Source organism: Chryseobacterium sp. MDT2-18 (genome assembly GCF_030815285.1).
Classification (GTDB): domain Bacteria; phylum Bacteroidota; class Bacteroidia; order Flavobacteriales; family Weeksellaceae; genus Kaistella; species Kaistella salivictor.
Map to the genome: position 1 here is coordinate 285,745 of NZ_JAUSWQ010000001.1, position 16,684 is coordinate 302,428.

16 protein-coding genes are annotated in these 16,684 nt (G+C 36.4%); 8 read left to right on the forward strand and 8 right to left on the reverse strand.

Annotated elements, in window-relative coordinates; translation table 11 throughout:
* The first annotated feature begins 149 nt into the window (after window positions 1–149).
* From QF004_RS01305 to QF004_RS01315, 3 genes are read left to right on the forward strand one after another with little or no spacing between them, the layout of a single operon-like run.
* Window positions 150–2,042, forward strand: coding sequence for a DNA topoisomerase IV subunit B (locus tag QF004_RS01305; protein ID WP_307422006.1), 1,893 nt, complete (start codon window positions 150–152; stop codon window positions 2,040–2,042).
* 5 nt (window positions 2,043–2,047) lie between these two features.
* Window positions 2,048–2,533 carry a hypothetical protein gene (locus QF004_RS01310; protein ID WP_307422008.1) on the forward strand — a complete coding sequence of 162 codons (486 nt, stop codon included), beginning with the start codon at window positions 2,048–2,050 and terminating at the stop codon, window positions 2,531–2,533.
* Complete coding sequence (locus tag QF004_RS01315; RefSeq protein ID WP_307422010.1) at window positions 2,533–5,118, forward strand: DNA gyrase/topoisomerase IV subunit A; 2,586 nt, start codon at window positions 2,533–2,535, stop codon at window positions 5,116–5,118. Before QF004_RS01310 ends, QF004_RS01315 begins: the two co-directional genes overlap by 1 nt.
* Window positions 5,119–5,412: 294 nt before the next feature.
* Here QF004_RS01315 and QF004_RS01320 read toward each other — a convergent pair whose 3' ends face one another.
* Window positions 5,413–7,974: a BamA/TamA family outer membrane protein gene (locus QF004_RS01320; RefSeq protein WP_307422012.1), complete on the reverse strand. Its 2,562-nt coding sequence runs from the start codon at window positions 7,972–7,974 to the stop codon at window positions 5,413–5,415.
* Here QF004_RS01320 and QF004_RS01325 point away from each other — a divergent pair.
* Window positions 7,960–8,688: an RNA methyltransferase gene (locus tag QF004_RS01325; protein ID WP_133440548.1), complete on the forward strand. Its 729-nt coding sequence runs from the start codon at window positions 7,960–7,962 to the stop codon at window positions 8,686–8,688. The genes QF004_RS01320 and QF004_RS01325 overlap by 15 nt on opposite strands.
* Before the next feature lie 26 nt (window positions 8,689–8,714).
* Here the strand turns inward: QF004_RS01325 and QF004_RS01330 are convergent, their stop codons facing one another.
* From QF004_RS01330 to porQ, 5 genes are all read right to left on the reverse strand, one after another.
* Entirely contained in the window at window positions 8,715–9,212 is a 498-nt protein-coding gene (locus QF004_RS01330) for a phosphoribosyl-ATP pyrophosphatase (RefSeq protein ID WP_133440549.1), read from the reverse strand.
* 2 nt (window positions 9,213–9,214) lie between these two features.
* Entirely contained in the window at window positions 9,215–9,523 is a 309-nt protein-coding gene (locus QF004_RS01335) for a phage holin family protein (protein WP_307422014.1), read from the reverse strand.
* Between the two features lie 77 nt (window positions 9,524–9,600).
* Complete coding sequence (locus tag QF004_RS01340; RefSeq protein WP_133440551.1) at window positions 9,601–9,984, reverse strand: YtxH domain-containing protein; 384 nt, start codon at window positions 9,982–9,984, stop codon at window positions 9,601–9,603.
* Window positions 9,985–10,091: 107 nt separating this feature from the next.
* Entirely contained in the window at window positions 10,092–10,766 is a 675-nt protein-coding gene (cmk, locus tag QF004_RS01345) for a (d)CMP kinase (RefSeq protein WP_307422015.1), read from the reverse strand.
* Between the two features lie 443 nt (window positions 10,767–11,209).
* Window positions 11,210–12,208 carry a type IX secretion system protein PorQ gene (gene porQ, locus QF004_RS01350; protein WP_307422017.1) on the reverse strand — a complete coding sequence of 333 codons (999 nt, stop codon included), beginning with the start codon at window positions 12,206–12,208 and terminating at the stop codon, window positions 11,210–11,212.
* A 136-nt stretch (window positions 12,209–12,344) separates the two neighbouring features.
* Here porQ and pyrH point away from each other — a divergent pair, with 136 nt between their 5' ends.
* Window positions 12,345–13,052 (forward strand): UMP kinase, encoded by a 708-nt coding sequence (gene pyrH / locus QF004_RS01355; RefSeq protein WP_133440554.1) that lies wholly within the window; start codon window positions 12,345–12,347, stop codon window positions 13,050–13,052.
* A gap of 60 nt (window positions 13,053–13,112) precedes the next feature.
* Window positions 13,113–13,667, forward strand: coding sequence for a ribosome recycling factor (gene frr / locus QF004_RS01360; RefSeq protein WP_133440555.1), 555 nt, complete (start codon window positions 13,113–13,115; stop codon window positions 13,665–13,667).
* A 252-nt stretch (window positions 13,668–13,919) separates the two neighbouring features.
* Here frr and QF004_RS01365 read toward each other — a convergent pair whose 3' ends face one another.
* A complete protein-coding gene (locus tag QF004_RS01365; protein WP_307422018.1) occupies window positions 13,920–14,573 on the reverse strand; it encodes an NAD(P)H-binding protein in 654 nt (217 codons plus the stop codon).
* 144 nt (window positions 14,574–14,717) lie between these two features.
* On the opposite strand from QF004_RS01365, the gene QF004_RS01370 reads away from it, so the two are divergent.
* A complete protein-coding gene (locus QF004_RS01370) occupies window positions 14,718–15,080 on the forward strand; it encodes an MmcQ/YjbR family DNA-binding protein (protein ID WP_133440557.1) in 363 nt (120 codons plus the stop codon).
* Window positions 15,081–15,123: 43 nt separating this feature from the next.
* A complete protein-coding gene (locus tag QF004_RS01375; protein WP_307422020.1) occupies window positions 15,124–15,588 on the forward strand; it encodes a hypothetical protein in 465 nt (154 codons plus the stop codon).
* Between the two features lie 65 nt (window positions 15,589–15,653).
* On the opposite strand, the gene QF004_RS01380 is transcribed toward QF004_RS01375, so the two are convergent.
* On the reverse strand, window positions 15,654–16,574 hold the full coding sequence (locus QF004_RS01380) for a bifunctional riboflavin kinase/FAD synthetase (protein ID WP_307422021.1): 921 nt from the start codon (window positions 16,572–16,574) through the stop codon (window positions 15,654–15,656).
* Between the last annotated feature and the right edge of the window lie 110 nt (window positions 16,575–16,684).

The window sequence follows — 16,684 nt, forward strand, 5'->3', positions numbered from 1 at the left end:
AGTGAAAACGGGAATTCTTAACCGGGAATTTAACTTTTATGATCATTAATACTGGACAGTTACCGAAAACTTTTCCACAAAATTTTAGAAATCAATTTCCTTTCGCTATTTTTGTGAGTTACTGAATTTTAAAGTACTTTCTAAAAAATATGAGCGAAAACAATACGGTCAATTATTCCGAAGACAATATCAGAACCCTAGATTGGCAAGAGCATATCCGACTGCGACCGGGAATGTATATCGGTAAATTGGGCGATGGTTCTTCGGCTGACGACGGAATCTATATTTTGCTCAAAGAAATCATCGATAACTCGATCGATGAATTCGTGATGAAATCCGGAAAAAGAATCGAAATAAAAATCGATGACGGCAAAGCCGTGATCCGTGATTATGGCCGTGGGATTCCTTTAGGAAAGGTAGTTGACGCCGTTTCTAAAATGAATACTGGTGGAAAGTACGATTCGAAAGCTTTTAAAAAATCAGTCGGTTTAAATGGAGTAGGAACCAAGGCCGTCAATGCGCTTTCAGAGTTTTTCAAAGTAAAATCCGTCCGCGACGGAAAAATGAAAATTGCCCAGTTTTCAAAAGGACTTATTACGGACGATTTTCCGGAGGCAGATTCTACAGACAGAAACGGAACTGAAATCACTTTTGTGCCGGATACTACGATATTCACTCATTTCAAATTTCGCAAGGAATATATCGAGAAAATGCTCAAAAACTATTGCTACCTGAATCCGGGTTTAAAAATAGTTTTTAATGGCGAAACGTATTTCTCAGAAAACGGGCTGAAAGATTTATTGAATGAAGAAATTGAGGGCGAAATTATCTACCCGATCGTTCATTTGAAAGATGAAGATATTGAAGTTGCCATTACGCATTCGGATAAATCACAATCTGAAACTTATTTTTCTTTTGTCAACGGACAAAATACGACGCAAGGTGGAACGCACTTAAATGCCTTCCGGGAAGCCTATGTGAAAACAATCCGAGAATATTTTAATAAAAACTTTGAGGCTGCCGATATTCGGAAATCGATTATTGCTGCCGTTGCCATTAAAGTCATTGAACCTGTTTTCGAATCCCAGACGAAAACAAAATTAGGATCCAACGAAATTGAGCCGGGAAAAGAAACGGTAAGATCTTTTATTACCAATTTCTTAAAAAATAAACTCGATAATTTCCTTCATCAAAACCAGGAAATTGCGGAAGCGATTCACCGCAAAATCATCATTTCTGAAAGAGAAAGGAAAGAACTTTCGGGCATTCAGAAATTAGCGAGAGAAAGAGCGAAAAAAGTTTCTTTGCACAACAAAAAACTCCGGGATTGCAGACAGCATTACAACGACCAAAAAGCATTGAGAAAGGCAGAAACCATGATCTTCATCACCGAGGGAGATTCTGCTTCCGGCTCGATTACCAAATCGCGCGATGTAGAAACGCAGGCCGTTTTTTCGTTGAAAGGTAAACCGCTGAACTGTTATGGTTTGACGAAACGGGTCGTGTATGAAAATGAAGAATTCAACTATCTGCAGGCCGCTTTAAATATTGAAGACTCTTTGGAAGATCTCCGGTACAATCACGTGATCATCGCCACCGATGCCGATGTCGACGGGATGCACATCCGTTTGCTGATGATTACTTTCTTCCTTCAGTTTTTCCCGGATTTAATTAAAAACGGACATCTTTATATTCTGCAAACGCCACTGTTCAGGGTGCGAAATAAAAAAGAAACCAGATATTGTTATTCAGAACCTGAAAGGGTAAAAGCCCTGCAGGAATTGGGTAAAAGCCCAGAAATCACCCGATTCAAAGGACTTGGGGAAATCTCTCCGGATGAGTTTAAGCATTTTATCGGGAAAGATATCCGGTTGGAACCGGTCGTTATTGGGAAAGACCAGACCATAGATCATTTACTGGAGTTTTATATGGGTAAAAACACGCCGGACCGCCAGTTATTTATTCTGGAAAATCTCGTCGTAGAAGATCCCGATATTGATAAAAAAGAAATGTTGGCAGAAGCTGAACCGGAAATTAATTAAGGAGAATGAGATTAAATAATAAAAACAAAGCGGGCTATTTTAGGTTCCTGAGTACATTGGTATTCATCATTTCTGTTTTTGGAGCAACGGCTTTTTTATTAGAATATTTTATTTACGATTACTTAGGATCAATGCAATATTTGCTCATTATCGTTCCGGTAGTGACAGTATTGATATTTTATTGGAGAGGAAGGCAAATTTTTGAATATGACAGTGATGGGGAAGCTTTAAATTTTAAAAACAGCAATGTTGTTTTATTTTTAAATAAAAGTCTCAGCGACGAGTTTCCAAAATATAAACTTTTAGCGTACGATATTATTAATATTTTTATTTTGAAAAGATTGTACATTACAATCAATAGTAAGAAAGGAAATATTGTTCTTAAATATGATATTTCGTATCTGACCAGGAAAGAATTAAATGACTTAAAAATTTCTCTCAGCAAAGTCATTAGAAATAATAAAGAACAAAAGAGAGAAGATATTAGTTGATGGAAGAGCAAGAAAATCACCGGGAAGAATCCCTGAGAAAAGTTTCCGGTCTGTACAAGGACTGGTTTCTCGATTATGCATCATACGTTATTTTGGATCGTGCGATTCCTTCTATTTTTGATGGTTTCAAACCGGTTCAAAGAAGAATCATGCACTCCATGCGTGAGTTGGAAGACGGCAGATATAACAAAGTTGCCAATGTCGTAGGAAATACGATGAAGTACCACCCACACGGCGATGCGTCGATTACCGATGCAATGGTTCAAATTGGGCAGAAAGAATTGTTGATTGATACGCAGGGAAACTGGGGAAATATCTTCACCGGAGATTCTGCGGCAGCAGCCAGATATATTGAAGCAAGACTTACGCCTTTCGCTTTGGAAGTGGTCTTCAACCCGAAAACCACAGAATGGGCTAAATCCTACGACGGCAGAAATAACGAACCCATTGACCTGCCGGTAAAGTTTCCACTGCTTCTCGCACAGGGAGTCGAGGGAATTGGTGTAGGACTTTCTACCAAGATTATGCCTCATAATTTCAACGAATTAATTGATGCTTCTATCGCTCACTTAAAAGGGAAGAAATTTCAGATTTTTCCGGATTTTATAACGGGTGGAATGCTCGATGTTTCAAATTATAATGACGGCGAACGTGGCGGAAGAATCCGTGCCAGAGCCCGGATTATTCAGAAAGATAAAAATACGCTTTGCATTAATGAACTTCCTTTTGGTAAAAACACCAGCGATTTAATTGATTCCATCATTAAAGCCAATGAAAAAGGCAAGATAAAAATCAAGAAAATTGAAGACAATACTTCCGACGAAGTTGAAATCAATATTTTTCTGACCAATGATGTTTCGCCTGATAAAACGATCGATGCCTTATACGCTTTTACCGATTGCGAAATTCCGATTTCACCGAATGCCTGCGTAATTGTCGGCGACAAACCGATGTTCCTGAATGTGTCTGAAATCCTCAGACAGAATACAGATCACACGGTTTCTCTGCTTAAAAAAGAACTGCAGATCGAATTGCATGAACTGCAGGAAAACTGGCATTTTTCTTCGTTGGAAAGAATTTTTATTGAGAACAGAATTTACCACGATATCGAGGAGGTTAAATCCTGGGACGAAGTCATTGCGACCATCGACAAAGGGCTGAAACCTCATACCACTCATTTATTAAGAGCGGTAACCGAAGAAGATATTTTAAGATTAACCGAAATTAGAATTAAAAGAATTTCGCGTTTCGATTTAGATAAATTCAAAGAAAATATTAAAGCCCTTGAAGGGAAAATCGAGCAGGTAAAATATAATCTTGAACATCTGATCCCGTACGCGATTGACTATTATTCAAATATTCAGAAAAAATACGGAAAAGGAAGAGTGCGGAAAACTGAACTCAGAATTTTTGATACGATTGATGCGACGAAAGTTGCGGTGGCCAACGAGAAATTCTATGCCAATTTTGAAGAAGGATTTATCGGAACTTCACTGAAAAAAGATCAGTATTTATTCGACTGTTCGGATATCGACGATATTATTACCTTCCAGAAAGATGGCACGATGCGGGTGGTGAAAGTGGAAGCCAAAACATTTATCGGTAAGAATATTCAACACGTTGCCATCTGGAAAAAGAACGATAAAAGAACGGTTTACAATATGATTTACCGGGAAGGAAAAGACGGCCCCTATTATATGAAACGTTTTTCTGTGACCGGCGTTACCAGAAATACCGATTACAAATTGGCTTCGGATAAAAAAGGATCCGAAATGCTGTACTTCTCAGCAAATCCTAATGGTGAAGCCGAGAAAGTAACCGTTTTATTAAAACCAAATGCGCGGGTAAGAAAAAACAAAATCGATATTGATTTCTCAGATCTGGCGATAAAAGGCCGTGATTCCAAAGGCAATGTGGTCACCAAATATATTGTCAAAAAGGTTGATTTAAAAGAAGAGGGTCACTCAACTTTGGCACCGAGAAAAATCTGGTTTGATGATACGGTCCGTCGATTAAATGCCGATGCGCGCGGAACTTTACTGGGAACTTTCAAAGGCGATGACAAAATAGTAATTATCAATTCTCATGGGGAAGCCAAGTTGGTGAGTTTCGAATTAGGTAACCGTTTCGATGATGAATATTTGGTCCTCGAAAAATGGAGACCAGAGCAACCAATTACCTGTATTTATTTTGATGGTGAAAAACAGATTTATTTTATTAAAAGATTCCTGCTCGAGAATACGGCGAACGTTCAGAATTTCATGCCGTCTGATCATCCGAAATCATTTGTAGAAAATGTCCTGATTGCCAATAATGCGACGGCCGAAATTATTTTTGCCAAAGAGAAAGGCAAAGATAAAGAGCCTGAAACCGTTAATATTGATGAATTCATCTCGGTAAAAGGTATTAAAGCGATCGGAAATCAGTTTATTAAAGACAAAGTGAAATCCATTAATATCATCATTCCCGAACCGGAAGAAGAAGTTATTAAAGAGGAAGAAGAAGAAACTGATAATAGCGAAAATCTTACGGATGAGGAAATTCCAGAAGAAGGAACGATCGGTGATCTTTTCGATCTTGAATAGTTAATGTGTACTTCAAGCCTGTTTAAAAGTGATAAAAAGATTGCCTTTTCGGGTTTTAAAAAAAATTTAAAGTTCTTAGAAAAAGACCGTCTCAGAAATGGTCAGAAAATAGAAATAAGGAGTGAAAACCAGAAGGTTTTTGCTCCTTATTTTATAGGTTTAAATCTAAACGGAAAATCTACAAAAGGTAAAAAACGGCAACTTTTTAGTACGCTTTCTTTTTGATCTTTTGAAAGACTTAAAAAAATATCGCTTTTGGCCTTTATTGTTTTTAAAATAAACTTAAACAGGTTCTTAAAAAGGATAACCGAAAGCAAAATTAACCACCGGTTTCCACGTACTTCCAAAAACCCATCGGTCGCCCACAGGCTGATTGGGATCGTAGACTTTGTATGCCGCATCTAACCGCAAAGTAATATAGGCGATATTAATCCTCAGACCAACTCCGGTTCCGACTCCCATCTGAGAAATGAATTTGTTAAACTTAAACTGGTCACCAAATCCGCTGTCTTTTAAACTCCAGATATTTCCTGCATCTACGAAGGCGGCGCCTTCAAACATGTCTGTAAATGGCATCCTGTACTCAATATTGGTGGTCAGTTTTATATTGTCCATTACGTAAGAACGGACCCTTTCATCCAGTTGAGAATCAGCAGGACCCAAACCTCCGTACACGCGCCAGGCGCGAATATCATTGGAACCACCATTAAAATAAGATCTTACAAATGGCATTGTCGAAGAATTACCGTAGGGAATTCCGATGCCGATAAACTGTCTTAATGCGAGTGTTTGTTTTTCATTATTAAAGGTGAAATATTTTCTGACATCAAAATCAAATTTCACAAACTGGGAATAGGGGATTTTGAAAATGGTTCTGGAGGGGCCAGAGACTATTCCATCGTCTTTTCGGCCGCTGTTGAATGCACTGAAAATATTTCCGGCGATTTCAAATTTACCATTAAAATAGAACGGATTAGGGCGGTCTTTCTTTCCGATTTCATTATAAATAAAATTATAAATTACCGAAGAAATAAGAATATCCTGCGTTTGACGGTCTTTATTGATCAAAGACTGCAGGAAATTATTTAATGAGGAAAGGTTATCACCGGTTAAGGATTCCTGAAAGCTTTTATCATCTACGATCATGGTTGAAAAATCATCAGAACTTATACTTCCTGCAACGAAATCCTGGTATAAAGCAGGAGAATAAATTTTAAACATTTGGTTGCGGACTTCTGCATCCTGTGGAAAGAAATCATAATACCGGTCTTTATTTCGGGTTAAACTTAGTTGGGTATTAAAAATAGAAAGCCGGTGAGAAACAATATCATTGGCATTGGCAAAGTAGTTCAGACCTGCGTTAAAGCCAATTCTTCCTAATCCTATATTATCCTGAACCGAAGCTCCTAAAACAATCGATGAAGTAGGAGAGTACTTTTTGGGAACTAATTTCCAGGTTTTAAAAGGAAGCAGTAACCTCGGGAAACTCAACGAAGTTTGTGCCAGAATTTCATACGCGAGGGTTCGTTGGCTTGTATTTTTAGAATTGGTCACAGAACCGAAAATCCCGGAAAGACTTGTTGTCAGGTTTTCAGCACCTCCGAAAACATTACGGCTTGTAAGATCAATTGAAGGGGAAACTCCAAAGTTTAAAATTTGAGAATAATTGATATCGGTCGCCACTTTTAAATCATACTTTGGCAATGGTGCCAGAAAATAGTTTACATCTAAAATACTGTCGCTGGACTTGCGCAGAATCTCATCATATTTAATAATACTGAAATTATTCATCGCCGCGATATTCCTCTTCGTTAAATCCAAATTTCTCTGATCATATACTTCTCCGGGCCGCAAAATAATCGGTCTCCACAAGGACATTGTTTTATACTGATCATCAAGCTTATAAAAATTAATTCTTAATAATGAATCTTTGACCGTATCTGCCGAATCCGATAGTTTTTCCAGAAGATGAACCTTCACATTTCCGATGGTTGTAAGCTTATAACGCGAATCTATAGAATCTTTATGAATATCCATGGTCAGCGGAACATTCTTTCTGCTTTGTAACGTATCTGCTGTAAAGTAGATTTCTTCATTAGTATTATTGAATTTGTAATAACCGTAGTCCTTCATCAAATCGTTAATCCTTTTGACTTCTTTCTCTAAAACCGACTGATCCAATATCTTTTTTCCCCGAACCAAACTTTTAGCAAGATGTTGCTCATAAATATTTTTAATGGCGGGATCCGGAATATTATAGTAATAATCGCTGATATAGGTTGGATCTTTATGGGTAATTAAATAATTAACCTGTGCTTTTTTTGCTGCTGAATCTAAATCTAGGGTGAACTTTACATCGGTATCCCAATATCCTTTATACACTAAGAATTTACGGACTGAGGTCGCGCTCTGTTCCGTTTTTCCCTGATCTAAAATGACGGGAGGCTGTCCAATATTCTGTAAAAATCTCTCATAAAAAAGCCGTTTTCCAACAAATTCCGGATGTTTGTATTTCACAAAAAGGGAATCCCGAAGTTTCTGATCCCTCATTTCATTGGGGTAAGTCATGTATTCCGCAAGAATAGAATCGTATTTAGGATTGGTTGCATTGTACATCCACAATCCAATTGGCAAGATAAAAAGTTGCTTTTTATTGGGTTTTTGACTCACATGACTTTCAATTTCATCATCGTGCACTTTCCCATCTTCATATCTGAAATTATTTTTGGTCAAAAGATACTCACCATCAGGAACTTTTTTTGTTGTACTGCAGGCATACAAAAAAACAATTGTGATTGCAGATGAAAAAAATAAGTAATACTTTTGAAAATATTTTGAAAAATGCTTACGGCTCATAAAAAAAAGATTTTACAGTCTCTTGATAAAAAGAAGTTCAGACAAAAATACAATTTGTTTTTGGTTGAGGGTAATAAAACGCTTAAAGAAATACCAACTTCAAAGTTCAGAATCAATGAAATTTTTTCGGTAAACCCTGCTGAATTATCAGCTGTCAATCTCGCTGCTACAGAAATTTCACCAAATGAATTGCAGAAAATAAGTTTCCTGCAACATCCTAAAGATTCAGTGGCGGTCTGCGAACTTAAGGAAGAAATGTTGTTGGAGCAAACAGGCATTCAATTAATTTTAGACGGAATTCAGGATCCCGGCAACTTGGGAACGATTATCCGGCTGGCGGACTGGTTTGGGATTTCACAAATCATCTGTAGTGAGGATACTGCGGATTTTTATAATCCCAAGGTTATTCAGGCAAGTATGGGATCTTTTCTTCGGGTAAATATCGTTTACCGGGATTTAGAAAATTATCTTTCTGAAAATAAACAACCCATCATCGGAACGGATATGGATGGCACTGATTTTTATGACTATCAGTTCCCGGCCCAATTTAATTTAGTTCTCGGCAATGAAGGAAACGGAATCAGACCGGAAATTGAGACTCTGTTGACAGACAAAATAACAATTCCGCGCTTTGGAAAATCGCAGTCTACCGAAAGTTTGAATGTAGCAATGTCTGCCGGGATTATCCTGGGTCAGATTTTCGCAAAAAAATAAAAGCCGGAAAACCGACTCTGTATTTTTTATATCAACTGTTCGAAACTGGAAGTTGTTTTACTTTTTTGATAATCTTCTAATTTTTTACGGATAAAGCGAAGTGCGATTGGCGCCAGATAAATAAGCGCTAAACCGATCATCTTTTTCTTCCAGCTTTTATTATAAAGATTTTTCCGCGCATAATTTCCTACAAAACTTACCGCTCCTAATTTCATTGCATTTTCAACAATACTCATTCCCGCATCGCTTTTTGCAAAGCCGTACACCGCATTTTTGTTTAGAATTGAATCTTTTATACTCCCGGAAATCTCCCTTACAATTTCATTGGTATTCAAAGAAATCTTGGTTTCGCCGTCCGTCGATTTGTTTTCCTGCAGATATTTATCTGTAAAACCATTAGTTAAAGCGCTGAGACTTTCTTTGGCATTGTCGAAGGTTAGAAGATCTTCTAACTCAGAAACCTCTTTTTTCAGAAGTGCTTTCTTTCTTCGGAGTTCTTCTAAGCTGTTGTATTTCGTGCTCATCTTTAGGAATTTATAAATTTAATAATTTTATCGGCCACCTTATTTCTAATGGTATTTCGGACTGCAAAAGTGATGATTAAAATCAGTAAATAAAACCCGGCCATTATCAGAATTCCGTAGGCGTAATTACCTAACCAGAAACCAATCAGTAAACCCAAACCAATATTAAAGAGAATGATGAAGAACAGAGCCGCAACCGATGCTAAAACAAGATAAGTTAAAGTACCTACCGTGAGCGAAGATTTTTCCGTCATCTCCATTTTAAGCAGATCTATTTTTTTTGAGGCGAATTCTTTTACAATGTCAACCATAATATTTTTTTTAAAGTTACAAAAAAAGGAACTTATCTAAAGTTCCTTTTTATTTTTAGGAATAATCTGATATCTTATTACGATTTCATTCCGTCTAATTCGTTTTCTACATCACCTACAACCTCTTTGGTTTTAGCAACTGCTTCATCTTTGTACTTATCGTAGCCTTCTTTTACGGAAGATACTACTTTGTCAGCAGTTTCTTTCAGTTGAGATGAGATCGTATCATACTGATCTTTCACTTTTCCCGATACGTCTTCATACTGTTCTTTTGCTTTCTCAGAAACCTTACTGTACTGATCAACTGCCTGATCTTTTAAATCATTTGCTTTGCTCTTGATTTTTTTTCTTGTTTCTGCACCTTCTTCCGGAGCATAAAGCATTCCCAGAACAACACCTGCTGCTGCTCCAGCTAATAAACCTGCTAATACACTTGCTGCATTATTTCCTTTTTTTGACATCTTAGTTAATTTTTTTAATAGTTAATAAATCTTACGTTGGATTTCTCCATCTCTTCTAAAGTTACAATTAATATACCAAAGAAATAAAATGTTATCTTAAAATTTTGTTAAAAGTCCTTTAGATAGGATAAAATTAAATCTACGGTCTCATTTTTTGTAAAATCTGAATTATCGATGGTGATCGCATCATCTGCTTTTCTTAATGGGGCAACTTCTCTTTCGCTGTCTGTTTTATCTCTGGAGATTAAATTTTCACGCACGGTATTTTCATCCGTTTCGATGCCTAAACTTTGCAGCTCCAAAAAACGTCTTTTGGTCCGTTCGTCGACACTGGCTGTGAGAAAGAATTTAAAATCAGCTGTGGGTAAAATAACAGTTCCGATATCGCGGCCGTCCATAATGACGCCACCTTTTTCTGCCATTTCTCTTTGAGCATCGAGCAGAAAATCACGTACTTCTTTTTGACTGGCAATTAAGCTTACATTTTGAGAGATTTCATTGGTCCGGATATCTGTCGAAATATCATTGCCATTAAGGAATATCACCAGTTCACGATCGATTGGTTTAAATTCGAGTTCTATTTCATTTAACCTGTTAAAGAGTTCCGGCAAGTTTATTTCACCATTGGCGTTTAAACAGTTTTTTAAAGCAAAATAAGTAATTCCACGGTAGAGCGCTCCGGTATCCAAATGCACCAAACCGAGTTTTTGAGCAATGATTTTAGAAATCGAACTTTTGCCGGTAGAAGAGTAGCCGTCGATAGCAATTACAGGTTTTCTCATAAGGCAAATTTCCTGAAAATTTTCCGAGAAAAAAAATAAATCAGTACTGTTCTGTTTGCTGGGCAACAATTAATGGTGTTTTTAGAACCTGTTTAAATTTATTCAATAAAAACTTTATGGCGGATAATTTGACCCTATTTTCAGAGTTTTCCCTGATGAGTTCATTTAATGTGTAGTGGTAATAAATTTTGCAGGTATATCAAGTTATTTTTTAAAACCTAAAATTAAGAAACACCGCGGTCTTTTCTAAATTTCACCGCGGTGATTTATTATTTTCACCGCGGTGATTTTTCCAAAGGTTACTGTGAACAACCAAGAAGTTACGAGAAATAATAAATATTAAGAACTGATAGTCAGTTTTTTTATGCTATTTTTCCATATGAATATCCCAATAAACTTTTTCTTAATTTAATCTTTAAACACGCTCTAATGAAAGAAAATCTTTATCTCCTGTTCCCCGAAACTTCGATTAAATCGAGCGTTACTCCAAACATATTCACATTAGAAGCATTATGATATCTAATATGAGCATAATCGAACCTGAAACTCGAAATCTTTATGCCAAAACCTGCGGACAAGCCGGCAAAACTTCTTTGATCCAACACGGCCAGTTCATTTCCGCGTCTTACGTTATAACCGAACCGGATATTAAAAGCCTGTTCGGGAAAAAGTTCAGCGCCTAAAGAAAAATGATCGGCGACTTTGCGGCTCCAGTTAATTTCCTGACCATTATTATTGAAATCCTGTGAAATGTTGAGTTTTTGCAAATCATGAGCCGTGATGGTAAACGCCAAGGGAAATTCATCTAAAATTCTGGTATATCCTAAATCCACCCGAAAAGCCACATCCTCACGAAGACCACTAAATGATTTGAACTGATAGCCAAAATTCCGGAATACCAAAGCCAAGGTTTCCCGGCTCTGGGTGTTATGATAAGTAATTCCCGCCGTCCCGACAACAGCCATCGAGGTATAACTGTCGATTTTTGAAGTGACAAAATTAGCACCGCCGGCAATAGTAAAGTCTTCATCAAACTGGTACGCGTAGGAAAGTCCCAGTGAAGCATCCATCGCGCCAAACTGGCCATTGATTTCTGCACTTTCATCCGTTCTAGGCATTTTGCCGTAATCCATATATCGGGCATTAAACCCAATGAGATGACCTTCTTCTAAATCTTTTACAAAACTGATGGTTCCATATTGTGAGCCGGCGAGATAAGAAGCATAGTTAATGGAAACCATTTGGTCTTGGTTCAAATTCATCAATCCGGGATTGATTGCGGCGAAACTCACATCAAAATCACGGACCGAAACGGCGTCACCGCCCAAAGCTGCCTGTCTGGCAGATCCGGGTATATTCAGAAAAGGATACACATTCGTGCCTTCCTGAGCAGATAATAAGCTAGTAATTAATAAAGCTGAAACAGCGGTAATTTTTCTCAAAATGTGTTATAAAGATGCAAAAATAATTTAATTAAGTGCTTTTCAAAAATAATTTCGGTGTAAATATAATTCTATTAACGAAATTATTTGCGTTTCCTTATATTTGCACCGTAAAAAAGTAATAAAAAAGTAAAAAATGAAATACGAACGAATTCTTCTAAAATTAAGTGGCGAGGCCCTGATGGGAAACCGCCAGTACGGAATCGATAATGACCGACTGAAAGAATATGCCGCTGAAATAAAAAAAGTAGTCGATATCGGTTGTCAGGTGGCAATCGTCATCGGTGGCGGAAATATATTTAGAGGTCTTGCCGGTGCCGCTACAGGAATGGATAGGGTTCAGGGTGATTATATGGGAATGCTGGCCACTGTGATCAACGGTATGGCTCTACAGGGCGCGTTGGAAGATGCAGGAATTTTTACCCGTTTGCAAAGTGCCATTGAAATGGATAAAGTTGCAGAACCGTTTATCAAAAGAAAAGCAGTTCGTCATTTAGAAAAAGGAAGAGTGGTCATTTTCGGAGCCGGTACGGGCAATCCTTATTTCACGACCGATACCGCAGCAACTTTGCGTGCGATCGAAATTGATGCAGATGTGATCTTAAAAGGAACAAGAGTCGATGGGATTTATGATTCTGATCCTGAAAAAAATTCTGATGCGGTAAAATTTCATTCATTAACTTACAGTGAAGTATACGAGAAAGATTTAAAAGTAATGGATATGACCGCTTTCACATTGAGTAGAGAAAATAATTTGCCCATTATTGTTTTTGATATGAATAAAGAAGGAAATCTATTAAAAGTAGTTCAGGGAGAAACTATCGGGACTTTAGTGAATTTATAAAAAAATAATACTATTTTTGAGTGCTTCATTTTAATTAGTAAAACAGAAATTTAAGATATAATGGAAGAATTAGAACTTATTGCAGGCATGGTCAAGCAGGAAATGGATGCGGCCATTAAACATTTGGAACATGCTTTTCAGAAGATTAGAGCCGGCCGTGCTTCTACAACCATGGTGCAAGACGTTATGGTAGAATATTACGGCGCGCCAACTCCCCTGAGCCAAGTTGCCAATGTGATGATTCCTGATGCGATGACGATTTCAATTCAGCCTTGGGACAGAACGGCTATTGGAGCCATCGAAAAAGCGATTATCAATTCAAATCTGGGATTTGCACCATCGAATAACGGAGATAATATCATATTGAATGTTCCGCCATTGACGGAAGAAAGAAGACGCGAATTGTCAAAACAGGCGAAATCCGAAGCGGAAGCTACCAAAATCACCGTAAGAAATGCACGCCAGGATGGAATGAAAGAACTTCGGAAATTAGACGGAGTTTCTGAAGATTTAATTAAAGACGAAGAAGCAAAAATCCAGATTCTTACCGACAAATATATCAAAATGTGCGACGATCACTTCAAAGTGAAAGAAGGCGAGATTATGAAAATCTAATCTTTTTTAAATATAATATTAAAAGCCGTTTCAAGATTTATGAAACGGCTTTTGTTTTTTTTTAAAACACTGATGAATAGGTGATTCACAAATTTTTCAATTAATAAGAAATTAAGATCCTTAAGATTTCAGTCTCAAACATTTAAGACACCATTTGCGAAGTGAAACGCCTTTGCGACCGTAATTTTATGGGGCATTATTAATTAAACTTTGCGTCTTTGCATTAAAAAAATAATGACTGTTACTGAAAAATCAATTATGTTTGTTCGCAAAACTGAAAATACTTCCTAATTTAATTTTGGAATAACCGTTCGATTTTATTTTTGATGCATTAATCATTGCGTGAGCAAGAACATCGGTTGGCAAAGGTTTTTGGCTTTTTAACAGACCGAATTTGTTGATGAATTTAATTACTTTCGCGCCCGCAACTTCACCAAACCGGTCAGAACTTTTCCGCTCCAGCATTCCCGGCTGAAAAATGGTGACTTTGTTGAAATGCAACTTTTTTATCTTTTCTTCCAACTCCCCTTTTAGCTGAGAATAGAACATTTTTGAGGTCGCACTTGCACCGTAGGCAGAAACCAAAATGAAATCTTCCACTTCATTTTCCTTTGCACTTTTAGCGAAGTTATATTGGTAATCCACATCTACTTTTTTCTGAGCTTCCTTACTCCCGGCAGCCTTCAAAGTCGTACCTAGACAGGAAAATGCAACATCGCCTTTTACCAGATCTTTCCATTCCTCAGGTTTTTCAAAATCAACGACGTGCGTTTTTAATTTTGAATCATTGATGGTCAATGGTTTTCTTACAAATACATCAATTTCTTTAAAATCAGAATCCTGCAGCAACTGATGAACTAAATCTTTTCCTGTCGCGCCGGTAGCGCCGATGATTAATGCTTTCATAATTTTTGATGAGTAATGAATAATAAGTAATGAGCAATTATTAATTTCTCACACAAATTTATTAATTTTATAATGTTAAAACGATTATTATTAATCATTATTACCTATTGATAATTACTTATTACCCATTACTTATATTATAATATGGATATCACCGAAATTTTAACTTATTGCCAGCTCAAAAAAGGAGTAGAAGAAACATTTCCTTTTAATTCTGAAACTTTGGTGCTGAAAGTGGCTGGGAAAATGTTTGCTTTAATTCCTCTGGAAAAACAACCGCTCAGTATTTCTTTAAAAGCCGATCCGGAATGGAGCGCAGAACTTCGCGAAAAACATCCGCAAATTACCGGGGCTTATCACATGAATAAAACCCATTGGAATTCGGTGGTTTGTGACGGTTTAAAAAAGGATTTGATTTTTGAATTAATCGATCATTCATATGATCTAATTTTAAATTCTTTAACAAAGAAAATGAGGGAAGCGTTTATTAATAAACAATCGAATTGATTTTTGTGAAAAAAACAATACATTTGTTGTTTTAAAATAATTTATGAAATTAGTGAGTTTTTTATTGATATTATCATTATTATTCGGTTGCGATAGAGAAAAAAGTATTCAAGAAGTTACAAAAACTGATCTTTTAACGTCTTCTGAATGGAAGAAAGATTATTATGAAGATTCGTATTATTATAATAATATTTTAGAAAATCAGATAAAAGACGAAACAAATAAGGGTGTTGAATCAATTAAATTTAATGTTGATTTAACTGTAAATTATTTGAATCCTGCTTTAATAGATAAAGTTAATGGTAATTGGAATTTTGATAATAATGAAACTATTGTGAAAACTAATTTGACTAAATTTAGATTCATTTTTTTTGCTTCACAAAAAATAAACGTATTAGATGAAAATTCCCTCATGTTTGAATTAGAGCATCGGGCAATTGTATCTTTTAATCCAGACGGAACCGAAAAAATATCGATTCTGGTTAGAAAATTATATTTCACACATTAGGATTGATAAAAAAATATTAGCTTCTCATATATATTATAAATCAAATTTGAGAATTCGTGGCAAAATTAAAACTGAAAATCTGCTGTCAATCGCTTATCTTCATCTAATCTTTCAACCAGTTTCTCCAAATTTTTAAATTTGATTTCGTCATGCAGAAATTCCCGAAAGTTGACAGAGATGCTCTGGCCGTAAATATCTTCATTAAAATCTAAAATATATACTTCCACAGAAAGTGAATTTCCATTAACGGTAGGATTGGTTCCGATACTCAACATTCCTTTATAATGACGATTTTTTACAAACACTTCGACAATATACGCTCCTTTTTTTGGTAAAAGTTTAAGCACGTCAACTTCAATATTTGCGGTTGGATAACCAATTGTTCTACCGATTTTTTTACCGTGAACAACGGTTCCCGACAGCGAATAATGATAACCGAGCATTTCATTGGCAGCAATAATATTGCCTTTTGATAAAGCATTTCTAATTTGGGTGGAACTTATATTGAAATCTTTATAATTTACGGCTTCTACCTGTTCCACTTCAAAACCGAATTCCGGTCCCAATTTTTTTAACAAAGAAAAATCGCCACTTCTGTTCTTTCCAAAAGTATGATCGTAGCCGATAATCAAATGTTTCACCCGAAGTTTATCAACGAGAATCTGTTTCACGAATTCTTCGCCGGTTAAATTTCTGAACTCGTCATCAAATTCTTTTAAAAACAAATGTTGTAATCCGTTTTTCTCCAGCAGATATTTTTTTTCATCAATGGTGTTCAACAATTTCAAATCATCATTTGGGCTAAAAACAGTTCTTGGATGCGGCCAAAAAGTAAGAATGGCAGATTCCAGGTTTTTCTTTTCAGAAATGGCATTAAGTTTCTTTATAATACTCTGATGTCCCAAGTGAACACCATCAAACATCCCAATAGAAAGTGCCAAAGGATTTTGGGAAACCGAACCGGTGAAATTTTCTGTAATTATCAACTGAAATTCTTGAATATAGTGAAATAATTGCCCTAAAAATGGGCTTATAATAAGTTTGTGCAAATATGACAAAAATCTTCTTTTAAACCAATTGCAAATGTGCGAATATT